The sequence below is a fragment of the Flavobacterium sp. genome, from assembly GCF_049240005.1.
Lineage (GTDB): Bacteria > Bacteroidota > Bacteroidia > Flavobacteriales > Flavobacteriaceae > Flavobacterium.
On record NZ_JBMLTK010000070.1, the window covers coordinates 20,796 to 44,085 of the forward strand.

At 40.9% G+C, this 23,290-nt stretch carries 16 protein-coding genes; 8 read left to right on the forward strand and 8 right to left on the reverse strand.

The window, feature by feature from the left end:
* Nucleotides 1-184 precede the first annotated feature (184 nt).
* A complete protein-coding gene (locus ACOVQQ_RS07610; protein ID WP_421817671.1) occupies nucleotides 185-2,335 on the reverse strand; it encodes a TonB-dependent receptor in 2,151 nt (716 codons plus the stop codon).
* Between the two features lie 222 nt (nucleotides 2,336-2,557).
* On the reverse strand, nucleotides 2,558-4,243 hold the full coding sequence (locus ACOVQQ_RS07615; RefSeq protein ID WP_421817672.1) for a DUF4397 domain-containing protein: 1,686 nt from the start codon (nucleotides 4,241-4,243) through the stop codon (nucleotides 2,558-2,560).
* A 340-nt stretch (nucleotides 4,244-4,583) separates the two neighbouring features.
* On the opposite strand from ACOVQQ_RS07615, the gene ACOVQQ_RS07620 reads away from it, so the two are divergent.
* A complete protein-coding gene (locus tag ACOVQQ_RS07620) occupies nucleotides 4,584-4,949 on the forward strand; it encodes a hypothetical protein (protein WP_421817673.1) in 366 nt (121 codons plus the stop codon).
* 30 nt (nucleotides 4,950-4,979) lie between these two features.
* A complete protein-coding gene (locus ACOVQQ_RS07625; protein WP_421817674.1) occupies nucleotides 4,980-5,546 on the forward strand; it encodes an anthranilate synthase component II in 567 nt (188 codons plus the stop codon).
* Between the two features lie 68 nt (nucleotides 5,547-5,614).
* On the opposite strand, the gene yaaA is transcribed toward ACOVQQ_RS07625, so the two are convergent.
* Nucleotides 5,615-6,373 carry a peroxide stress protein YaaA gene (gene yaaA, locus ACOVQQ_RS07630; RefSeq protein WP_421817675.1) on the reverse strand — a complete coding sequence of 253 codons (759 nt, stop codon included), beginning with the start codon at nucleotides 6,371-6,373 and terminating at the stop codon, nucleotides 5,615-5,617.
* A gap of 2 nt (nucleotides 6,374-6,375) precedes the next feature.
* The gene (hutH, locus tag ACOVQQ_RS07635) at nucleotides 6,376-7,881 is read right to left on the reverse strand and encodes a histidine ammonia-lyase (RefSeq protein ID WP_421817698.1); all 1,506 of its coding nucleotides are present in this window, start codon (nucleotides 7,879-7,881) and stop codon (nucleotides 6,376-6,378) included.
* 255 nt (nucleotides 7,882-8,136) lie between these two features.
* Between hutH and thrA the strand changes: the two genes are divergently transcribed.
* Genes thrA through thrC form a run of 3 tightly spaced genes read left to right on the forward strand, consistent with a single transcriptional unit; the run spans nucleotide 8,137 to nucleotide 12,779 of the window.
* A complete protein-coding gene (gene thrA, locus ACOVQQ_RS07640) occupies nucleotides 8,137-10,575 on the forward strand; it encodes a bifunctional aspartate kinase/homoserine dehydrogenase I (protein WP_421817676.1) in 2,439 nt (812 codons plus the stop codon).
* Nucleotides 10,568-11,497 carry a homoserine kinase gene (locus tag ACOVQQ_RS07645; RefSeq protein WP_421817677.1) on the forward strand — a complete coding sequence of 310 codons (930 nt, stop codon included), beginning with the start codon at nucleotides 10,568-10,570 and terminating at the stop codon, nucleotides 11,495-11,497. The genes thrA and ACOVQQ_RS07645 overlap by 8 nt, the downstream gene beginning before the upstream one ends.
* A gap of 1 nt (nucleotide 11,498) precedes the next feature.
* Complete coding sequence (thrC, locus tag ACOVQQ_RS07650; RefSeq protein WP_421817678.1) at nucleotides 11,499-12,779, forward strand: threonine synthase; 1,281 nt, start codon at nucleotides 11,499-11,501, stop codon at nucleotides 12,777-12,779.
* Between the two features lie 226 nt (nucleotides 12,780-13,005).
* Here the strand turns inward: thrC and ACOVQQ_RS07655 are convergent, their stop codons facing one another.
* From ACOVQQ_RS07655 to ACOVQQ_RS07670, 4 genes are all read right to left on the reverse strand, one after another.
* A complete protein-coding gene (locus tag ACOVQQ_RS07655; protein ID WP_421817679.1) occupies nucleotides 13,006-13,578 on the reverse strand; it encodes a hypothetical protein in 573 nt (190 codons plus the stop codon).
* Nucleotides 13,579-13,719: 141 nt separating this feature from the next.
* Entirely contained in the window at nucleotides 13,720-14,208 is a 489-nt protein-coding gene (locus tag ACOVQQ_RS07660) for a hypothetical protein (RefSeq protein ID WP_421817680.1), read from the reverse strand.
* A complete protein-coding gene (locus ACOVQQ_RS07665; protein WP_421817681.1) occupies nucleotides 14,196-14,861 on the reverse strand; it encodes a hypothetical protein in 666 nt (221 codons plus the stop codon). The genes ACOVQQ_RS07660 and ACOVQQ_RS07665 overlap by 13 nt, the downstream gene beginning before the upstream one ends.
* A 2-nt stretch (nucleotides 14,862-14,863) precedes the next feature.
* Nucleotides 14,864-15,601 carry a hypothetical protein gene (locus tag ACOVQQ_RS07670; protein WP_421817682.1) on the reverse strand — a complete coding sequence of 246 codons (738 nt, stop codon included), beginning with the start codon at nucleotides 15,599-15,601 and terminating at the stop codon, nucleotides 14,864-14,866.
* Nucleotides 15,602-16,506: 905 nt separating this feature from the next.
* Here ACOVQQ_RS07670 and ACOVQQ_RS07675 point away from each other — a divergent pair.
* From ACOVQQ_RS07675 to ACOVQQ_RS07685, 3 genes are all read left to right on the forward strand, one after another.
* Entirely contained in the window at nucleotides 16,507-18,516 is a 2,010-nt protein-coding gene (locus tag ACOVQQ_RS07675) for an ATP-binding protein (protein WP_421817683.1), read from the forward strand.
* A 7-nt stretch (nucleotides 18,517-18,523) separates the two neighbouring features.
* Entirely contained in the window at nucleotides 18,524-19,171 is a 648-nt protein-coding gene (locus tag ACOVQQ_RS07680; RefSeq protein ID WP_421817684.1) for a response regulator, read from the forward strand.
* A gap of 93 nt (nucleotides 19,172-19,264) precedes the next feature.
* On the forward strand, nucleotides 19,265-22,903 hold the full coding sequence (locus tag ACOVQQ_RS07685) for a tail fiber domain-containing protein (RefSeq protein WP_421817685.1): 3,639 nt from the start codon (nucleotides 19,265-19,267) through the stop codon (nucleotides 22,901-22,903).
* Nucleotides 22,904-23,290 lie beyond the last annotated feature (387 nt).

Genomic DNA, 23,290 nt, shown 5'->3' on the forward strand with positions numbered 1-23,290 from the left:
AAAACAGATAAATGGTTGACTACAAGGCAGAATTGTTTTGGGATACTACAGTATCGCAAAAAATTCTAACGAAGTAGGCGACCGTTTATCTGTTTAGCGTCTAAGACCTTCATTTCTAGCGATATTAAATTTTACAATTTTTTCATTTTCAGCGTTCTGACATAGATTTTTACTCGAACTCAGGTTATAAATTATCCAACTGATTCTTCGACTTATCCGAACTTATCGTCCAGAAAAAACCAACAAAGAAAAACTTATCTGCCGCTGGGCGAATCGCGCGTCGGGCAAACTGTCCGTTTTCATCCGGATTACTCGCAAACTGATAACCAAAAACGTTTTGTGCTCCTAGTAAATTCTGTGCCGAAAAATAAATGATCATCTGCGGATTCATCAAATACGCCCAACCCAAACTCAAATTCTGGAAATATTTCGTTTTTTGGTTCATAAAAGCCGTTTCATTCGGATCGTTGTACGGACGCCCAGAATTAAACGTATGCGTAAGTCCGATTTGCGATTTAAGCGACTGTACCCAATATTTTGTAACGATACTCGCGGTATGTTTCGCAACAAACGAGGGCGTAACCTCGCTCGGAAAACCGCGGTACAAACGCTCGGTATCAATGTACGAATACGAAACCCAATACTCCAGATTTTTAATATTGTGGTTATCGCGCCATAGCAAATCAACACCACGCGCCATACCAAAACCCGAATTGCTAAACGTTTCTCCAAATTGCGCCTGATTTCCAGAAAACGTAACCAACTGATCGTATTCTTTGTTGTAAACCTCTGCTCGAAACAACTGATTGTTTTTGCGGTACTCGTAATTCAACAAATAATGCGTACTCTTTTCGTTACCTAACTTATTTTCAAACTTCAATAAATCAGCCGGCGCAGCTTGACGAAAAATTCCATAAGCCGCCGAAAGCGTGCCGTTTTTCGAAATCTTATACGCCAAAGACACACGCGGATCGACAAAATTCGAATTCAACAACGCATTTCTACTGCCGCGAACACCAAACTTAAAAGCCAAATCTTTTGTAACGGTGTAGTCGTATTCTGCGAAAGCAGATAAAATGTCAAGCTCGTACTGCAGCGGAAAATCGCCCGACGCTAAATCTTCAAACAACTCGCTAAAATTCGTGCGAAATGCCTCAGCTCCAAAAGTTAATTTATGTGTACTCGAAAATCGTTTTTTAAAGCGAAGTTTCGCATGATACGCACGCTCGATGTTGGTGACATTTCCAAAATTCAAATCAATTTTGTTGGTATTGTAGCCAAAACTCAAACCCGAAAAAATGCGCCAGCCGTTGTTCAACGCTCCGTCGTACGAGGCGTTTCCGTAAAAGTTATCGTTTTTTAAGGCAAACCGACTCAAGCCGCTAGTATTAATATCAAACTGATTCAAATCGAGTTGTGCCGCATCGAATGCACCATACACTTTTAGCAATCCGTTTTCAAACTCGCGTCGGTAAACAGCTTCGCCGGAAAGCGACTGATACGGCTTGTTCCAATCAACGTCCTGAGGCGCAATCCATTGATACGGCTGTAAGTTGATGTACGAGGTGTTAAAGGTAAATGCACTTTTTTTCCATTTTTGGGTATTGCTCAAACCCAATCCTACAGTCATTATCGAAATATCGGTCTGCTCTTCGGTGGGCATGTCGGTTGTATTCAACAGCAAAACACTCGAAAGCGCTTCGCCATATTCCGCCGAATAACCGCCCGTTGAGAACGAAATACCTTTGAACAAGAAAGGCGAAAAACGGCCGCGTGCCGGTAAATTATTCGCGGCAGCGCCATAGGGTTGTGCTACTCGAATGCCGTCTACAAAAGTCTGTGTTTCGTTGGCTTCACCACCACGAATAAAGAGTCGACCGCTTTCACCCACCGTTTGCGTTCCAGGAAGCGTCAGTAGTGCCCCAACAATATCGCCCGCCGAACCTGCTGTGGTTACAATATCGAGCGGTTTCAAAACTGCCGATTTCGATTTATCGCCCGCTTCAAATGTTCCGGCATTGATAACCACCGTATCTAAAGTTCCCTCGGCGTCTTTCAGTACAATTGTCTGATTTTTGTAATTCAAAACATCGATGTTTATTGAAGCAGTATCGTACAGTAAGGCAGTAATTTTTAAAACTTGTGTGCCGCTTTCGCTCGTTTCAAATGAAAAAGTACCGTCGGCGGCTGTGGTAGCTCCGTCGTATGTACCGTCAATAAAAACATTGGCTTTGTCAATCGGCTTGTTTTTAGAATCGACCACCTTTCCGGAAATCGTTTGCTGCGACCAAGCGTTGGTAAAAATGAAGAAAAAAATAATGTAGAAGCCTTTCATGATCGTTGAATTTGATTCAAAGATGAAACAGCTCCCTAAAACCTGAAAAATAAATCAACTGAATTGTTGAAATACAGGTATGAAATGTATTTTTTGAGTATGCCCTCAATTAAAATACTGCTGTCTGAAAACAAAAAGTAAAATAAATAAAAAAAGCGTGAATTCGATTGAACTAATTCAAATCGAATCCACGCTAAAATATTTACTAATGAAAATCAGCGTTTAATTGCCAATAACCACTTTTCTAACTGCAATTTTATCATCAATATTTACAGACAACATGTAAATACCGCTAGAAATTCTCGACACATCAATCGGATTTAAAGTCGGTACATCTTTCAAAATAGCTCTTCCGTTTACATCGTAAAGTGTAGCTTTCGATGAACCAAACGAAAAAGGAATATTGATATTTAGTTGTGAATTTGTAGGATTTGGATAAACCGAAATGCTATCCAACTCTAACTCATTAGTGCTCAATGGAATTATTGGCAATTCCAGTAATTCTCCTCCAGCAGCTGTGGCAACCCATAATCCAAATGCAGGTCCGTTGCTGTTTGCCGCCGGATCCAAAAAGCCCGAAGCTAAAACGGTTATTGCTGTTCCATTCAATTCCAAAGATTGCAACGGTGCTGAATACGAAGCCACGGTTGTGCTGCTTCCCGCCGGACGAACATCAAGTGTGTAATCGGCCGTTGGTAATTCTAAATAACCAGCAAAATTTGGGAAAGCAATGTTTCCTACGATTGTTCCTGCTGGTGCAGAAGTTTCTACCACATCAACAGCTGGCGCATCTGGCGATCCGTGGTTAACCAAAACATCGGTGTTTGTAGCTGAACTAGCTTCTTCACTACCTAGGGCAAAAACGCTCAACAAGAACGAATCTGGATTGGTGTAACCGGTTTCGCTCACAATACCATTTGCGATGGCAATGTAGGTTTCGCCGTTAGCTAGCGTAGTTGTTAAGTTGTAGAGCGATTGTGCAGCCGACGTGCTTGAAGCAGGCGCTACATCGATGCTAATTGGCACACCAGCTGCAACGTCGATAAACGGAGTAGCGGTTCTAAAGGCAAAATTGTCCAACTCTAATTCGCCATTGATGTACACATCAACTTCTGCAGCAGCGGCATCTGGTGAGTTGTGGATTACTTGTAAACGTGCAGATGATGCGGGTAACGGAATTAATTCTCCACCAGCAGCTGTCGCAACCCATAATCCAAATGCAGGTCCGTTGCTGTTTGCAGCCGGATCCAAAAAGCCCGAAGCTAAAACGGTTATTGCTGTTCCATTCAATTCCAAAGATTGCAACGGTGCTGAATACGAAGCCACGGTTGTGCTGCTTCCCGCCGGACGAACATCAAGTGTGTAATCGGCCGTTGGTAATTCTAAATAACCAGCAAAATTTGGGAAAGCAATGTTTCCTACGATTGTTCCTGCTGGTGCAGAAGTTTCTACCACATCAACAGCTGGCGCATCTGGCGATCCGTGGTTAACCAAAACATCGGTGTTTGTAGCTGAACTAGCTTCTTCACTACCTAGGGCAAAAACGCTCAACAAGAACGAATCTGGATTGGTGTAACCGGTTTCGCTCACAATACCATTTGCGATGGCAATGTAGGTTTCGCCGTTAGCTAGCGTAGTTGTTAAGTTGTAGAGCGATTGTGCAGCCGACGTGCTTGAAGCAGGCGCTACATCGATGCTAATTGGCACACCAGCTGCAACGTCGATAAACGGAGTAGCGGTTCTAAAGGCAAAATTGTCCAACTCTAATTCGCCATTGATGTACACATCAACTTCTGCAGCAGCGGCATCTGGTGAGTTGTGGATAACTTGTAAACGAGCCGTTTGAGCATAGCTCTCGAACACAGAAAAAAGAAAAACCAAGAATGTAAAACTTGTAAATTTTTTCATAGTACTTTTTTTTGTTGTTATTGATGGTTTTAGCAAGAGAATTGAAAAAGGAAACGAATTCATTTTGACTCACCATTTTGCGCAGAATAGTAAACCTTACTTTGTTCGCAATTCTAACTCAACTTCCTTTGCTAGACATGAGAGTAATTCCAAACTTGACAGTTGCTTAGACTATTGTTAATCTTAATCTAAGAAACTGTTATATTCCACTTAATAAAAAGACGCTTACCGCTGTTTCATAAATTTTGCGTATCAAATCCTTAAAACGGCGAACAGATAATTAAGCTATTGTGGTTTTTAAGTCGATTCCTTTCTTATTTTTGACATGAAAAATTCCGTCATGAAAAAGTTTATTGCAGTTCTAGCCTTATTGTTGAGTGTTGTTTCGTTTGCACAAAAAAGTCCTGTGACAGCAGCGGTGATTAAGGACATCGAAAAACAAAAAGAAAAAATACAAACTGAATTAAAAAAGAACGACCGAAATGCAGCGCTAGCTACAGCTGTTGCCTTACGTGCCGACGTACACCGCCTGTATGAAAGTGCTTCGATCGCTTTCGCGGAAAATAAAGAAAAGCTAAGAATTGCCGAGGCGGCTTACCTCGCCAGCGGAAAAACCGAAAAACTGATTCGTTCGCAATACAGCGATAAAGAAATCGAAAAAAGCTTGGACGAAATCATCAAAAATCTAAATTCTATAAAAGAGTAAACGAATTCAATACCAGATTTTTAAATCACTTTGACTAAAGTATTACTCATTGATTCTTACGACAGCTTCACGTACAATCTTGTTCACTACTTTGAAGCGCTCGATTGCCAAGTTACGGTTCTGAAAAACGACGAACCATACCGCCATCTACTAAATACACACGACTGTGTAGTGCTTTCGCCCGGACCAGGACTTCCGGAAAATGCCGGGAATTTACTTCCGATTATTTCGGAGATCGTTACCACCAAAAAAGTTCTAGGTGTTTGCTTGGGACTACAGGCGCTTGTGACGCATTTTGGAGGCTGTTTAATCAACTTACCTCAGGTACACCACGGCTATGCTGATTTAATGGCGCAAACGCAGGAAAACAAGCTTTTTCGCGAGCTTCCAAAAACATTCAACGTAGCGCGCTATCATTCTTGGGCGGCTTCACCAACCAATTTTCCCGAAATACTGCAAATCACTGCTCAAACTTCCGACGGAACCATCATGGCTTTCGAGCACAAAAATTTACCTGTCTTTGGCGTTCAATTTCATCCTGAAAGCATTTTAAGCGAACACGGAATGCAAATTCTCAAAAATTGGATTAGATTATAGTTTTTATTCAAGTAATCTTGTTTAAGATTCTGAAAAGCATTATTTTAAATTGGTGATATAGAAAAAATCTATCGGGTAAAAACGAGCTTATTTCCGTTTGATAAAGCTTCATCCAAGGCGTAACCTTCCGAATTGAAAAGTTTGATGTCGTCTAAAGTTTCCGCTTCGCTTTCAACTAAAAAACGCGCCATCATGCCACGAGCTTTCTTCGCAAAAAAAGAAATCATTTTAAGTTGCCCGTTGTGAAAATCTTTAAAATCAACTTCCACTACTTGCGTTTTAAAGGCTTTTAAATCGACCGCCGAGGCATATTCTTTACTCGCCAAATTAACCAATAACTCTTCTTTCAAAAGCTGCTTTTTTACGTAAGCGGTTACATCCTTCTTCCAAAACTCATACAAATTTTTGGCTTCCCCTACCCCGAGTGAAGTTCCCATTTCCAACCGATACGGCTGCATGAAATCGAATGGTTTTAGAATTCCATACAAACCAGACAAAATCATAATGCGCTCGTTAAGTCGAGAAAGCACTTCAGTAGATAGCGTGTGTGCTTGTAAACCGTCGTACACATCGCCACTAAAACTAAAAATAGCCGGACGTGCATTTTCGGAAGAAAAAGGCGGTTTAAACGACTTATTTCGATGGTAATTGAGTTCGGCCAACTTGTCGGAAATATCTTGAAGCGCCACTAAATCCGTTGGCTTTAACTTTTTAAGCGCTTGGTTAACTTTTTTTGACTTCGTTAAAAACTGGGGACTGCTGTATTCAAAATTCGGATATTCACCCGCTTCTAACAAACTCTTTGACGGAGACAATAAAATTTTCATAGTTAATTATATAGCGATTCGTCGATTTTGAGATTTCGAATAAAACGAACACTGCTTACCATAGCTTCATGCATGTAGATATCGTTCTCTACTTTCGGAACTAAGGTTCTGAAATCGCGCAACACGGCTTCTAAAGCAGTTCCGGTTTGATGTTTACGAAGCAAAAGCGCCTGACTCGCATTAAACAATTCAATAGCGAGAATGCGCTCTACATTTTCAATAATTTCGAGCGTTTTTACCGCAGCGTTCGCACCCATAGATACGTGATCTTCTTGGCCGTTGCTGGAAACAATACTATCGACACTGGCCGGAGTTGCCAATTGCTTGTTTTTACTTGCGATGGCTGCCGCGGTATATTGCGGAATCATAAATCCGCTATTTAAACCCGGATTTTCCACTAAAAACGCAGGCAATTCGCGCAATCCGGAAATGAGCTGAAAAATACGTCGCTCGCTAATACTTCCCAGTTCGGAAACCGAAATCGCAAGAAAATCGAGCGCCATCGCCAAGGGTTGTCCGTGAAAATTTCCACCCGACAGAATCAAATCTTCATCCACAAAGATGTTTGGGTTGTCGGTAACCGAATTCAATTCCGTCTTAAACACTTTTTTCACATAGTCTAAGACATCTTTTGATGCACCGTGCACCTGCGGAATACAGCGAAAAGAATACGGATCCTGAACCTGTTTAGGCGAATTTTGCATCTGAATACTATCGCTCAGAAACGAACGTACACGTGCCGCCGTTTCGATTTGCCCTTTATGTGGTCGGGCTAAATGAATGAGTTCGTGAAACGGTTCTATACGGCCGTTAAATGCATCTAGCGACATAGCGCCAATCAAATCGGCGAGATAATTCAATCGAGACGATTTTATAATGGCATATACGCCGTACGCCACCATAAATTGCGTGCCGTTTAACAGCGCTAAACCTTCTTTACTTTGCAATCGAATAGGTTCCCAACCCATACGCGCATTAATTTCTGCGGAAGCGTAAATTTCGTTTTCAAACCACACCGAACCTTCGCCAAACAACGGCAAAACCAGATGCGCCAGCGGAGCTAAATCGCCCGATGCGCCCAATGATCCTAAATCGTAAACAACGGGATAGACTTTCGCATTGTAAAACTGCACCAAACGCTCAACCGTTTCAATCGCCACGCCTGAATTTCCATAACTAAGCGACTGAATTTTAAACAACAACATCAGTTGAATAACTTCCAACGGAACGTGTTTCCCCAAGCCACAAGCATGACTTTTTACTAGATTTTCTTGTAAAGTCGATAAGTCGGCATCGGATATTTTCACATTACAAAGCGAACCAAATCCGGTATTTATTCCATAAATCGGTTGTTCGCTGTTGCGGAGCTTCTCATCTAAATAATTTCTACTTCTATTGATATTCCCCTTTGCTTCTTCAGACAGATCGATGGTTAAATCGTTCTCAATAATATGAACAACCTGAGCAATAGTAAGGGTTTTCGAACTGATGTAATGTATAGATTCCATAGTAAATTCTCTATTCCAAAAGTCTGTATTAATATGCATGCTGCAAATTTTTTAAGGAGTTTTTATGCTATTACGCACCGAAAATTTTTCAAGCCGTTCGTAATCTGGTAATTTCCGGCTATTAAAAATTTATTATTATAACAAACAGATCTTATTTTCTACTTAAATTTAACAAATTCGTAAAAGTTTTAAAAGGATTTTAGGCATACAACTATTATTTTATTTTTGAAAAGTTACAAACTTAGGACAACGCTTATGAAAGTGCTAAAATTCGGAGGAACATCGGTTGCCAATGCGCAAAATATTCAATTGGTAATCGACATTGTTAAGAAGCAAGAAACAAAGAAATTGGCCGTGGTGGTCTCGGCACTGGGAGGTGTTACCGATTTATTGCTCAATGCGGCACAATTGGCGGCACAAGGCTTGAAACTGTACGAAACGGAGATTCGCAAAATAGAGAGTAAGCATCTCGAAGCTGTAGATGCCCTGTTACAACAACCCTTAAAATCGGAAGCCGAAGCTGCTTTACACCAACATTTCGACCAACTAGAAACCCTACTCAAAGGCGTGTTTTTACTAGGCGAGTTATCCGATCGTACTTCAGATGCCATTTCGGGCATGGGAGAACTCATGTCGTCGACAATTATCGCGAAAGCTTTGCAGCAACAGCTCGATCGCGTGGTGTACGTCGATAGTCGGAATATTATTACAACCGACAGTAAATTTGGTAAGGCAAAAGTGGATTTCGAAATCACCAATTACCAAATTCAAAAAGCACTAAAATCCGACGGAATTTATTTGCTGCCCGGTTTTGTAGCTTCCTCTCACGAAAAACATACAACTACTTTAGGCAGAGGCGGTTCTGATTACACCGCAGCCATTGTCGCAGCCGCGCTCGAGGCAGAAGTCTTGGAAATCTGGACCGATGTTAACGGCATGTACACCGCGAATCCGAAAATTGTAAAACAAGCACTTCCGATTAGCGAAATATTGTACCACGAAGCGATGGAATTATCGCATTTTGGCGCGAAAGTTCTGTATCCGCCAACCATACAACCGGTGTTGAATAAATCGATACCGATTCTAATCAAAAACACTTTCGAACCTGAACATCCGGGAACGCGTATTTCCGACCAAATTCAAGGAAATGCCAATCCGATTAAAGGAATCACGCACATTCAAAACATTGCTTTACTAACCGTGGAAGGCAGCGGAATTGTGGGCGTTTCTGGTTTTTCAAAACGACTGTTCGAAGCGTTATCGCAGGAAAACATTAGCGCTATTTTTATTACACAAGCGTCCTCAGAACACTCGATTTGTGTAGGAATTACCGAAGTCGAAGCCAAAATTGCCAAGCAAGCCATCGATAAAGCGTTTCAAATCGAAATTGCGCAGTCGTTAATCGATCCTACAATCGTAGAGACGCACTTGAGTATCGTAGCGCTTGTAGGCGAGAAAATGAAAAATCACCAAGGAATTAGCGGGAAAATGTTCTCTACTTTGGGGAAAAACAACGTAAACATTCGCGCTATTGCTCAAGGCGCGTCAGAGCGGAACATTTCGGTGGTTATTGGCGACAAAGACGTCAATAAAGCACTCAACACCTTACACGAACGTTTCTTTGAAGACAATACCAAACAACTAAACTTATTTGTTATGGGCGTGGGCAATGTCGGCGAGAAGTTCATGGAACAGCTCACGCAACAACGCAAATACCTGCGCGAGCAATTGAAAATAAACTTGCGATTGGTAGGCATTTCGAATTCGCGAAAAATGTACTTCGATTTAGATGGAATTCCGCTTAAAGACTGGAAAAACAAATTGGAAGAAGGAAAAACTGCCGATTTGGAGCAGTTCATCGCTAAAGCCATCGATGCCAACCTGCGAAACGCCATTTTTGTTGACAACACCGCAAGCGAACTGGTTGCAGCAACATACGCCAACTATCTTGAAAAGAACATCGCCGTAGTTACGTGCAACAAAATTGCGTGTGCTTCCGAGTACGGAAATTACAGTCGTTTAAAGGCGCTTGCACGGAAATACAGCGCACCATTTCTGTTTGAAACCAACGTGGGCGCGGGCTTACCGATCATCGACACCTTAAAGCATTTGATTACCAGCGGCGATAAAGTCAATAAAATACAAGCCGTTTTGAGCGGAAGTTTGAATTTCATTTTCAACAACTTCAACGAAACCAATAATTTCCACGATATTGTGGTGGAAGCAGGCGTACAAGGTTTTACCGAACCCGATCCCAAAATAGACCTCAGCGGCATCGACGTAGCGCGAAAAATTCTCATCCTCATTCGCGAAAGCGGCTATGCGATGGAAATTGAAGACATTGATAACGTTTCGTTTTTGCCCGACGAATGTTTGAAGACAACCAGCGTTCCTGCATTTTTTGAATCGCTTAAAAAACACGACTCCCATTTTGCCGATTTGTACCGAAAAGCTGCTGAAAAGGGTTGTCGCTTGAAATACGTAGCCGAATTTGAAAACGGAAAAGCAAAAGTTGGTTTACAGGAAATTCCGGCCACGCACGACTTCTATAATTTGCAAGGCAAAGACAACATTGTTTTGTTTTACACAGATCGTTATGTAGATCAACCCTTAATCATAAAAGGTGCCGGAGCTGGTGCAGCTGTAACTGCTTCGGGTATCTTTGCCGATGTAATTCGTATTGCCAATGTCTAAATTTGAAGAAGTACAAGTTTTTTGTCCGGCTACCGTTGCCAATTTATCCTGCGGCTTCGATGTTTTGGGATTATGCTTAAAAGGCGTTGGCGATGAAATGACCATTCGCATTTCCGACGAGCCCGGCGTGCACATCAAACGCATTTCTGGTGCCGATTTATCTTTGGAAGTCGAACAAAACGTTGCGGGTGTTGCGGCGGTTTCGCTTCTTAATTTCTTAAAACCCAAAGTTGGCTTTGAAATTGAAATCGACAAGAAAATTAAACCCGGCAGCGGTATTGGAAGCTCGGCCGCAAGTGCCGCGGGAGCGGTTTACGGCATTAATAAACTGCTGGGAACACCTTTGCACCGGCGCGATTTAATTCCGTTTGCGATGCAAGGCGAAGTATTGGCCAGCAAAGCTTTTCACGCCGACAACGTGGCTCCTGCCCTACTCGGTGGATTCACCATTGTAAAAGGATATCATCCGCTGGAAGTATTGCGAATTGATGCGCCCGAAGATTTATATGTTACGCTGGTACACCCAAAAATCGAACTGCGCACAGCCGATTCGCGTGCCGTTTTACCCGCGCAACTCCCTCTGAAAACCGCGGTACAACAATCCGGAAACCTCGCAGCATTTGTACACGCATTGCATACAAAAGATTATTTGCTGCTCGGACGCGCTACGCAAGACGTCATCGCCGAACCACACCGCGAAAAACTAATCCCATTGTTTTCGTTAGCCAAAAGCGAGGCCCTGAAATCGGGTGCCCTCGGCGTTGGTATTTCCGGTTCCGGACCGTCGATTTATGCACTCTGCGAAGGCAAAGCTAGCGCACAAGAGGTAAGTCGCGCCTGGAAATTAAGCTACATGCTCAACAATGTCGAAGCCGACGTATTTATTTCACAAGTTAACGCCAAAGGCACTGAACTAATATAAAATGAACTATCGCAGCTTACAAGGCGGTGAAGCCGTATCGTTTGAAACCGCCGTTAGACGCGGATTAGCACCGGATAACGGACTCTATTTCCCTACGGATATTCCGCAATTGCCCGCTTCTTTTTTCGAAAACATAGCAAAGCTTTCCAAAGAAGAAATTGGTTTTGAAGTAATTCGTCCGTTTGTAGCACCTGAAATCGATGATGCCTCGCTGCTGCAAATCGTTACCGAAACTTTGTGCTTTGATTTTCCGTTGGTGTCACTAGACGAAAAGACCGCAGTTCTCGAACTTTTTCACGGACCAACACTGGCGTTCAAAGACGTTGGCGCTCGGTTTATGTCGCGCTGCCTCGCCTACTTCAACAAAAAGCAAACCTCAGTGCACAACACAGTTTTGGTGGCTACGTCTGGCGACACCGGTGGCGCGGTTGCCGACGGGTTTCTAGGCGTTTCGGGAATTGAAGTGGCTATTTTATATCCGGAAGGAAAAGTGAGCGACATTCAAGAACGGCAATTGACAACTCTGGGAAGAAACGTAAAAGCTTTCGCCGTTGCCGGTAGTTTCGACGACTGTCAGGCAATGGTTAAACGCGCATTTTTAGATTCGGATTTTAAAGATTTGGGACTCACCTCGGCGAATTCGATTAACGTAGCGCGCTGGTTGCCTCAAATGATGTACTACTTTTTAGCCTACGCCGCAGCTGACAAAAAGAAGTCGCTTGCCGTAAGTGTTCCGAGCGGGAACTTTGGAAACATTTGCGCGGGCATGATTGCCAAGAAAATGGGATTGCCTATTGCGCATTTTGTAGCGGCAACGAATGTTAACGATACCGTTCCGCGGTACATGCAAACAAACGAACTCGATCCGAAACCGACCATTCCCACAATTTCGAACGCCATGGACGTAAGCATACCGAGCAATTTTGTTCGTGTTTTGGAGTTGTTTCCGGGCGACGCGCTCGCGCAGTTGTTTTCGGCGGTTGCGTTTACCGATGCCGAAACGAAAGTGGCCATGCGGGATTTATACGATACGTTTGGCTATGTGGCCGATCCGCACGGCGCTGTAGGCTATTTGGGTTTACAGGCTTTCCAAAAAACACATCCCGATTATTACGGAATATTTTTAGAAACGGCACACCCGATTAAATTCCCCGAGGTGGTCGAAGATACTTTGCAAATCACGCTCAGCTACCCAGTTGCGGTTCAAAAACTTTTGAATTTGGAGAAAAAATTCGAGCGCATTAGCACTTACGCCGATTTAAAAGCAAAATTATTACATTGATTTGGGCGGTCCGGCGGTACACGTTCGCTGGAAAAACCTAACCGCCGTCAGGCCATTCGCTGTATCTTTTGCCTTCGTACCTTCGGCAAAAGGATGACGCTGCTGTCCTTACCGCGAAAATTAGTGCTCGAAATTCTTTTAAAAAATTAACGTATTTTTCTGTGAAATCCTTTGATTATAATACCGTGTAAAAAAACTGAATCGCAGTTATCACATTTAATACTTGCTACTTTAATTGTTTTAAAACGTTCAATAAATCAGGAATTTTACTAACTTGTGTTTCTGTCCAAAAGTAGTGCTCGTAATCTGTATATCCATTATCCTTGAGATATATAGAAATTCTTCTTGAATTCTGTTGAATGTGAAAACTAAATGTTATTTCCTTAGAATTGAAAATGTACGTTGTAGATTGTTTTTTTTCTGCCTTATCTCTTAGATTAGGAATTACATATTGCTCAAGGAAAATAATAAATTCCTCTACTTCACCCAAATCAATCCACGATGATTTAAAATAATTATAACTTCGACCAGCAACCTGATATAAAACGGTCATATCCATTTGTAGTGACTTTACTTTTTGACCTGTTTTTAGATCAATTGCTTCAACAGGAAAAAAGGAAACAATTTCACCGAGTCCGGATTTAAAGTCGGCAGTTAAGTTCCAATTTTTATTTATTTGCGTGAAATCTGCATCGTCTATAAATCGTCGTGTTTCAGAGTTAGTTTTACTTTTTTGTCCATAACAAATGGCTAATGTTATGATAAGGAAAAAGCTCGTAAATAGTTTTTTAATTCTCATTGTACTGATTTTTGAAATTACTCTTGGCGGGGCTTTTAAAACAACTTTCAAACAGAGAATTTGCGAAAGGAGGAACAAAAAATCGGGACTTGAATTAAATACTGAATAGCCACTATTAAATAGACTCCTTGAAGCCTAGCTTTATATTTTTTGACGTATTGATTCAGTAAGATCCTCTTTTTTTAAAAGCCCCTCATTAATTGCGCTCGTCAAAATCTTTTTTAGTGAACTTACAGTATATCGCTTTAATTTATGGCTGCGAATTCTTTGAACAATATGCTCTTTTACATAACCAAGCTTGGAAAAACTTAATTCGGCGATGTCTCTATGTGCTTGAATTAAACTTGCAACGGGTGTTTCCCCTGGAGATGCGACGATGTTTAAATGATAATTCGTTAGAGACGGCTCATCTAAAATAACGACATCTATTGTATCAAGATGGTCCTGATTAGCTACGATGGCTAAAACAGCTTTTTCAAGATCTTCTTCTGTTTCAATATGCCAAACAGATAATGTGTTTTTTGTTGTCTTTAAACAATTTGTTATAGCGTCAGCAGAAACTTCATCAGATTGCATAATATCAATCTGATACCATTTAGCTTTATTTATTTTTCGCACTAAGAAAGACATAGTTGCTCCTCAAGGTCAGTTATAACTTCATTAACATACTCTTGTAACCAGGAGCTGTTTAGATTTAATTTTCTCAAAATATTCAAACTGTCCACTGAACACCATTTTTCAAAAGATCTAATTCCTAATTCCTTAATTTCATCATTAGAATGTGATAAAGCAGCTAGAGCAATAGTTTGACCCTGCGGAAAGATAATATTTTCTTCAAAACGACTAATAACTCTAAGTAATCCAATTAAAACAACTTCGTTGTCAAAATAATTAATAAATATTTCATTCAGCCAATTTCTAGTTGCCAGCGCATTTATTTTCAATTGACTTCTAATTAATTCTTCGCTTCTTGATGTGAAACCAAATTCAAAATCTTCCTCCTTAATTAAGGTTAGGAATTTAGGAGTAAATATTTTTCTTAAATGCTCTTCTCTGTTACCATTAATTTTATTCTCCGAAGAACTGGCACTGTCAATCGTTGGAGTTAAAAGTTCATAAATGAAATTATGGTCAGTAACATTGCTCTCATTGATGAAAAAATCAAATTGATTTCTTTTCAAGCTTTTTCTCTTTTTAAGTTCTTGAAAGGGATCTGAGTCGGCAAGAATCCATTGTAAGGCGTCTTTTGTTTTTTCCTCGAATAATATGTTTGAATTTGTCATAATTATCTTAACAAATTGATGTAATCTTGTTGTAATTTATCTTCTATGCTAGCAGCTTGATCGACAAACGAAATAAGATCTTTGAACTCAAATCTGAAGTCAGTTGTCCCTTGATACGTATTTATGTCAAACCGTAACTCAGCCCTGTCGATGATTTCATTATTTGAATTAATAAATAAGTTACCTTTTATTCTATTAAAATCAGCTACAATATTTATAATTTCTTCGTTTTCCGATATTTTTTTCTTCACTCTTGTCACAACTCTATTATTCCATTCTATCGGCTCGTTAACTTTAAAAATTTCTATGGTATTAACATTTTTGTAAAACAACTCCGACATTTCTTTACTTGTCATTTTTTTTAACAAGTATCTAGATACAACAGCGAGCCGGTTATGCTTTTTTGGAAATCTTTTATCAATTAATTCAACAATTATTTTTGCTTCTTCTAAAAACTCTTTGAAATCCCCCATCGTAACTACACCGATGTCTTTGTTATTTTTCTGAATATCAATTCTATCTGCTCCAAAATCTATACTCCAAACTTCGTCAGTTGATTTTAAGCTCAATCTATTAATTGGGTTTAATGGATTGACCAAATCAAGCTCTTGCACCGTTGTAGGTATCAGCTCCCTATCTGCGAAAGCATCTATTAAATACTTTAAAGTATCTGGTTTTGGCGATATATCCTCATAATTACCAAACAAGGCTAATTGAAATCTTAAATTAATATCTATCATTGTGATTTTTCATCAAATTATACAAACTTACATTCTTTTGTTAATGAATAGCCTTTTATAACGTAATTTTAATATTAAGTACTTTACTTTGGAGTAATCCGAGAAACTTTTAAACTATTACAAACTTATAAAAATTAAAAATCTCCACCTCCTGCATATTTCGTAAAACCAATTGAATACACTCCAATTTAAAATAGCCCCCCGTTTGTAAATACGGGGGAACTGGCTAAGTTTCCTATGCTTTTGGCAAACCAACTAAAAGCAAAATTTAATCTTTTCATAAATCTCGAAAGTAAAGATTTAATTCATTAAAAAACTACCTACTTATAGGTATTTTTCTACGAATTTTTAGTAACGTATTACCTAGCCCCGATAGCAGTGAAAAGCCCACAGGTGCAGCAAGGTGTGCGCACGCGGTTTTGCTGGCGACCACCGGAAGCCAAGCCAAACAGCTGTGCAAACCCCTGCGGCGCCGCGGACTTGTAACGAATAGCGGGATTAGCTACTAAACACCTTTATTTGATTAAAATTTTTTGTCAGACCGCTTAAAATCAATTAATTGTAAAATCAAATTGCAATGTAAAGGAACAACGTCTATGCTAATCAGATAAACGACAGCAGCGAAAATCCTGCTGCGAACGGCAGTTGACGAGCGTTACCGCGATAGCTATCAGAGGCAGCGAATGGCGTGCCCAGCGCTGGCAACGAAACGTACTTTACAACGAATTTTTGGCGCAGAAAACACCAATATAAAAATCTGAAAACTGCCGTCGAAAGTTCTTAGGCACTTAGTAGTTTGAGCTAAAATCGATGCTGAGTGTCTGATTTACTACTTTTTACGTATGCTACGTAGATTTATTTCCTAATTATTTCGATAAATTAGCCTGTTAAATGTTAAAAAATAGATGAAGATAATTACCTATTTCTTGCTGCTGTTTACGGTTATCGCTTGGGGACAAACGGATTCGACACGTTATGCTACTTTTAAAAAACAACTCCTTACTAAATCGAATTCAAAAGAAAAGTTACTGGTTTACGATTCTATTATAAAGTATGGTGAAAAACTAGGCTATCCGAAAGATTTTGAAGCGTACGCTTTAGCAGGAATCGCTTTATCCAAAAAACTTAAAGACAATGTTTCGTTGGCTCATAAAACCACGTTTTTAATGAGCTATTACAATACTTCTAAAGGCACGCCCGAAGCCACCGAACCCTATGCGCAACAGGTTTTTAAAATGGACAAAAAAGGCGTTTATGCCAAAGATTTAGGCAACGTATATATGTATTACGGCGAATCGTTGTACTACACCGGCAAGAGCAAAGAGGCGATTCCGTACATTGAGAAAGCGCTAAAAATATTTGTTGATTCGAAAGACAAAAGGTCTGAAGGCTTTGCTCGTTTGTACTTGTCCTGGCCTCTAGGAAGTTTAGGTGAATTTGCAAAAGCTTCGATTGAATTACAAAAATCGCTTCGCGTGTTTGAAGAACTCCAAGACAATAAAGCAATTTATTCGGCACGTTCAGAATTGGCGACATTATACAGCAAAAATAATTTCATAAAAGAAGCCAAGAAAGAGCGCGCATTTTTATTTAAAGACAAAAGCATTGACACGTTTACGAAGGCCATACTCTATTTTAACCAAGGCACCGACGAGGGAAAAACGGGTAATTTGAAACAACAAGTTGAAAATTATAAAACAGCAATGGCCGAGGCAAAGAAAACGCCCAATGCCAATATTTTGGTTCCGATAGCATTGCTGGAGTTAACCACGAAGCTTTACGAGCTCGATCGACCGGAAGAAGCCGCTGCGTACTTCGCCACTTTTCATAAAGAGTTTCCTGGGCAAAACGACTACCACAAAAATTCATATTTAGGTGCCTTGACTGCACAGTCGATTTACGCAGCAGATTGGACCAAGGCGAAACGGTTGCTGCAAGAGCAAATCAAAAACAACAAGTCGAATAACGATTGGGAGAATCTGATGTCGGCTCAAAAAAAATATGTGCAAGTTTTAGAAAAACTGGGCGATTATAGAAATGCCTTAACAACGCATCTGGCCTACACGCATCTAAAAGATTCGATAATGGACGTACAAAAGGCAAATGGTTTGAGTTATTATCAGACGCTATACGAAACCGAAAAAAGAGATAAAATTATTTCTAAACAACAGGCCGATTTAGACTTGCTGGATGCGAAACGAAAAGCATCGGAAAGACTGCTCTATATTGCTGTAATTGCCGCAATTTCTGTAATTGGAATAACGCTTTTGTTAATTAAACAGCGGCAGGCACGAAAAGAACAAAAATTACAAGAACAGTTCTCGCGACACTTATTGCAAACCCAAGAAGAGGAGCGCACCAAGATTTCGCGCGATTTACACGATAGTTTGGGTCAGCAACTCATTTTGTTAAAACAAACATCGCAAAAAGAAGCGCAAGAAGCCATGACGGTACAAATTGAAAATGCACTCACAGAAATGCGCTCGATTACACGGCAATTGCATCCGGTATTGTTAAAACAACTGGGGTTAAAAGCTACGTTGGAAGATTTGATTAATCGGATCGACGAGCAATCTCAGATTTTCTTCACCCATAAAATTGAAGCCATTGATGGTTTGCTGACTTATGAAGAAGAACTGAATTTATACCGCTTTTTTCAGGAAAGTTTGAATAATATTTTGAAACACTCAAGAGCTACGGAAGTAGATATTTTGGTGAGCAAACAAGATAAAAATATCAGTATAAGTATTGAAGATAATGGAGTTGGATTTGTGGTGAAAGAAAAAATAAATAACACGCAACACCTTGGTTTAAAAACAATGGAAGAACGGATTAAAATTTTAAGTGGAATATTTACTATTCGAAGTGTTCCGAATGAATATACCCTATTAAAAGCAAACGTACCACTTAATTAAATTTGAGATGAATGTAAAAACCTCAGTGATTTTAGCCGACGACCATCCGGTGTTGTTAAACGGTCTCAAGACTGCTTTGGAAGAATTTGGTCATACTGTTCTAGGAACTGCTTTGAACGGCACCGATGCTTTTACGCTTTTAGTTGAGAAGAATCCGATGATTGCGATACTGGATATCGAAATGCCTTTTTTAAATGCTTTTGAAATAATTAATAAAGCTGGGCAAATTCCGCAATTACAAACCAAGTTTTTGCTTTTGTCGTACCATGCGGAGAAGTCGTACGTTTTGATGGCGCAACAATTTAACATCTCTGGGTATTTACTTAAGGATGAAAAAGCGGAGGTTATCAACCAAGCGATTCAATTGATATTAAAGGGAGGAACGTATTTTAGTCCGAAAATCACAGCCATTAAGGAGCATGACTTAAAGATGGATTTAAAGAAAATCAGTTACCTCACGCCGTCGGAGCGCACTATTTTGCGGCTCATATCTCAGAGATTAAGTTCAAGGGAAATTAGTGAGCGATTAACAATTTCGATCCGAACGGTTCAAAAGCATCGCGCCAATATCATAGAGAAGTTGGAATTGAATTCGCAAATAGACACCCTTTCTGTTTGGGTAGAAGAAAATAAGGCTTTGTTGGAACAACTCTAGTTCGAGGTGAGTACGTACGGTACTTAATATTTGCATTTTATACGTATTGTTGAGCGGTATGTCAAAAGGTATTTTTGTTAAAAAAATACTAATATGAAAACTGCTCGCCTCTTGCTGTTTATTGTTTTGTACGCTGGTTTGGCTTCTGCTCAAGTAGGCATTAACACTACCTCGCCAGAAGCTGCATTAGATATTAGTTCGACTAACGATGGTTTACTTATTCCCAGAGTAGCTCTAACTGATAGAAACTCGGCCCTGCCCTTAACGGCACCTTTAGTTTCGGAACTGGTGTACAATACTGCAACGGCGGGAGTTGCTCCTAATAATGTAGTTCCGGGCTATTATTATTGGAATGGTTCTGGATGGATTTCTGTTGCAAACGGTAGTTCTGATGATTGGAAAATATCGGGAAATTCCGGTACAGCGCCAACTACCCATTTTATTGGAACCATTGATAATGTGAATTTAACTTTTAGAAGAAATAACCTGCTAGCAGGGCAACTAACAACGAGCAACAGTAGCTTTGGTGTAGAGGCGCTCCTTTCGAATACAACTGGTTCTGCAAATACGGCTTTCGGAATTAGTGCGCTGCGTTCTAATACTACGGGAAGTTCTAATACTGCCGTAGGTGCCGAAGCGCTTCGTGCGAATACCACAGGCACAAACAATACAGCAATGGGAAGAAGTGCACTTTTTGCCAATACTAACGGGGCTCAAAATACTGCGGTAGGCGCAGAAGCATTGCAGTCAAACACAACGGGAACTTATAACACTGCTACAGGTAGTAATGCGCTTCGTTCCAATACAACAGGACGAGATAATACGGCAAATGGATCTTTTGTACTTACTAGCAATACCACAGGACTGGGTAATACGGGCTCTGGAGATCGTGCGCTCTACTTTAATATTGATGGTAACAACAATACAGCTACTGGTGTTGCTGCACTTTTTGGTAATACTACTGGCGATGCTAACACTGCGACTGGATCTTATACGCTTTTAACAAATTCAACAGGTTCTTTAAACACCGCAACAGGATACTATGCGCTTTACTCTAATATTTCAGGATCATTAAATACGGCTCATGGAGCCTATACTCTAATTGAAAACACAACAGGAACTCAAAATACTGCAGTAGGAGTAAATGCGCTTCGTTTAAATGAAACAGGCAATTATAACTCCGCTTCCGGCGCAAACGCACTTTTTAATAACACAACTGGAACAAACAATACCGCAACGGGCGTTGATGCCCTTCGCGCTAACACAACAGGTTCAAACAATACCGCTCACGGCAGAAGCGCACTTTACGATAATACAACGGGGGACGAGAATACAGCATTAGGCCTCAATGCACTTCGTTTTAATACAACTGGAAGTTTTAATACCGCCTCTGGATACAATGCACTCCGTGCTAATACCATTGGAGAAAGCAATACAGCCTCGGGTTTTCTAGCTCTTAACAGTAACACTTCAGGATCTAATAATACGGCCGCTGGAAGTAACTCGCTTTACGGTAATACTACTGGAAATGAGAATAGCGCAACTGGTTATGCCGCACTTTATTCGAACACTACAGGGAGTAGCAATACGGCCAATGGTTCAAACGCACTTCGTTCTAACACAATTGGCACACAAAATACGGCCAATGGCGCCGAAGCGCTGTATTCGAACATTGGCGGATCAAACAACACTGCAAGTGGATTTCAGGCGCTTTTTTCAAATACAACAGGCACAAGCAATACAGCACACGGTACCGAAGCGCTGTATTCAAACATAGGCGGATCAAACAATACAGCCAATGGCTTCGAGTCGCTTCGTGCTAATACTACTGGTGATAACAATACGGCTACGGGCTATCAGGCGCTTTTTTCAAATACAACAGGCACAAGCAATACAGCACACGGTACCGAAGCGCTGTATTCGAACATAGGCGGATCAAACAATACAGCCAATGGCTTCGAGTCGCTCCGTGCTAATACTTCTGGTGCTAACAATACGGCTACGGGCTATCAGGCACTTTTTTCAAATACAATAGGTACAAGCAATACAGCACACGGCACCGAAGCGCTGTATTCGAACATAGGCGGATCAAACAATACAGCCAATGGCTTCGAGTCGCTCCGTGCTAATACTTCTGGTGCGAACAATACGGCTACGGGTTATCAGGCACTTTTTGCGAATACCTCAGGTAACTTCAATACAGCCTTTGGAACCTCTGCACTGCTAAGTAACACAACGGGCGCAAACAATACTGCAACAGGTGTCGATGCCCTTCGATTAAATACAACGGGAAGCCAAAATACGGCATACGGTCGAAGCGCACTCTATGATAATACTACTGGTTTTAATAATACAGCTAATGGCGTCGATGCCCTTCGGTTTAATACCACTGGATTTTTAAATACAGCCATTGGTTTAGATGCGCTTTACTCGAATACAAATGGAAATCAAAATACAGCGACTGGTGCAGGAACGCTTCGCACAAACACCTCAGGATCAAACAATACAGCTAACGGATTTGAGGCACTTTTTTCAAATACTACAGGTGCAAGTAATACAGCAAATGGTGCCGAAGCGCTGTATTCGAACATTGGCGGTTCAAACAATACAGCCAATGGATTCGAGTCGCTGCGAGCTAATACTTCAGGTGCTAACAATACCGCTACGGGCTATCAGGCTCTTTTTGCGAATACTTCGGGTAACTTTAACTCAGCGTTTGGAGCCTCTGCAATGCTAAGTAACACAACGGGCGCGAACAATACAGCAACGGGTGTCGACGCTCTTCGATCAAATACAACGGGGAGCCAAAATACTGCGTACGGGCGCAGTGCACTTTACGACAATACCACTGGTGCAAATAACACTGCTAATGGCCTCGACGCCCTTCGCTTTAATACCATTGGAAATTTAAACACAGCCACTGGTTTGGATGCACTTTACTCGAATACGAGTGGAAGCGAAAATACGGCTTCGGGTGCACGTGCGCTTCGTTCCAACACCACAGGAACAGACAATACAGCAAATGGTTTCGAAGCACTTCGTGCGAATACCACTGGCGCGGGAAGTACAGCCACCGGATATCAAGCACTTTTCTCAAATACAACAGGAGCTAGAAATACTGCTACTGGCTTAAATTCGCTTCGTGCAAATACTACAGGAAATAATAACGTAGCTTACGGATATGAGTCGGGAAGCTCAATATCTACAGGCAGTAGCAATACAACTCTTGGATATGGATCGGGCGATAACCTAACTACCGGCAGTAATAACATTACCATTGGTTTTAATGCTCAAGTACCAAATCCAGCGGGCAACAACCAAGTGCGCATCGGAAATACAGCCATTACGTACGCTGGGATACAAGTAGCGTGGACCATTACATCCGACCAAAGGTGGAAAGACAACATAAAACCCACGACACTTGGATTAGAATTCATCAATGATTTACGACCTGTTTCGTACATCCGAAAAAATGATGCAAGCCAAAAAACAGAATTCGGATTTATTGCTCAAGAGCTACAGAAAACTTTAACCGATTATCGGATAACTAATTCGGGAATTATAAATAAAGACAACAACGGCATGCTCAGCGTGCGTTACAACGACCTTCTCGCACCCATGGTAAAGGCTATTCAAGAATTAAAATCGGAAAACGATAAACTGAAAGAAAACAACCTAGAACTTTTAAAAAGATTGGAGCGACTGGAAAGCTTACTGCTAAAAAAAGAATGAAACGTACATGCTCTCAATGAACATTTGAAAAATCGCCACAAGCGAAACTCATAGCTTGGAAAAGATTGACTTTTATACGCCCATTTTCACCCTAGTTAAACATAAACTTGCATCTATTGATTCAATTCCTGAGTACAAACATTGCTACACGAAATACACTTTGGAACAGAACTTTTCACTATTCTTTGCTTTCGCTTTTTAAAGGACACTAAGGTAAAAAGACATAACCGAGCGCACTATTTTGTGTTAACGACAGCAGCGAATATCCTGCTGCGAACGGCAGCTGACGAGCAGTAACCCTTTCGCTATAAGTGGCAGCGAATGGCACGCCCAGTGCCTGCAACGAAACGTTGGTTACAGTAAATTTTAGGCGAAGGAAACACCAAA

Coding starts and splice junctions, on each gene's coding strand:
- ACOVQQ_RS07610 (WP_421817671.1), bottom strand. CDS start 2,335: ATGAAAGGCTTCTACATTATTTTTTTCTTCATTTTTACCAACGCTTGG.
- ACOVQQ_RS07645 (WP_421817677.1), top strand. CDS start 10,568: ATGTCTAAATTTGAAGAAGTACAAGTTTTTTGTCCGGCTACCGTTGCC.
- ACOVQQ_RS07615 (WP_421817672.1), bottom strand. CDS start 4,243: ATGAAAAAATTTACAAGTTTTACATTCTTGGTTTTTCTTTTTTCTGTG.
- ACOVQQ_RS07670 (WP_421817682.1), bottom strand. CDS start 15,601: ATGATAGATATTAATTTAAGATTTCAATTAGCCTTGTTTGGTAATTAT.
- ACOVQQ_RS07680 (WP_421817684.1), top strand. CDS start 18,524: ATGAATGTAAAAACCTCAGTGATTTTAGCCGACGACCATCCGGTGTTG.
- ACOVQQ_RS07655 (WP_421817679.1), bottom strand. CDS start 13,578: ATGAGAATTAAAAAACTATTTACGAGCTTTTTCCTTATCATAACATTA.
- ACOVQQ_RS07660 (WP_421817680.1), bottom strand. CDS start 14,208: ATGTCTTTCTTAGTGCGAAAAATAAATAAAGCTAAATGGTATCAGATT.
- yaaA (WP_421817675.1), bottom strand. CDS start 6,373: ATGAAAATTTTATTGTCTCCGTCAAAGAGTTTGTTAGAAGCGGGTGAA.
- ACOVQQ_RS07675 (WP_421817683.1), top strand. CDS start 16,507: ATGAAGATAATTACCTATTTCTTGCTGCTGTTTACGGTTATCGCTTGG.
- ACOVQQ_RS07620 (WP_421817673.1), top strand. CDS start 4,584: ATGAAAAAGTTTATTGCAGTTCTAGCCTTATTGTTGAGTGTTGTTTCG.
- hutH (WP_421817698.1), bottom strand. CDS start 7,881: ATGGAATCTATACATTACATCAGTTCGAAAACCCTTACTATTGCTCAG.
- thrC (WP_421817678.1), top strand. CDS start 11,499: ATGAACTATCGCAGCTTACAAGGCGGTGAAGCCGTATCGTTTGAAACC.
- thrA (WP_421817676.1), top strand. CDS start 8,137: ATGAAAGTGCTAAAATTCGGAGGAACATCGGTTGCCAATGCGCAAAAT.
- ACOVQQ_RS07685 (WP_421817685.1), top strand. CDS start 19,265: ATGAAAACTGCTCGCCTCTTGCTGTTTATTGTTTTGTACGCTGGTTTG.
- ACOVQQ_RS07665 (WP_421817681.1), bottom strand. CDS start 14,861: ATGACAAATTCAAACATATTATTCGAGGAAAAAACAAAAGACGCCTTA.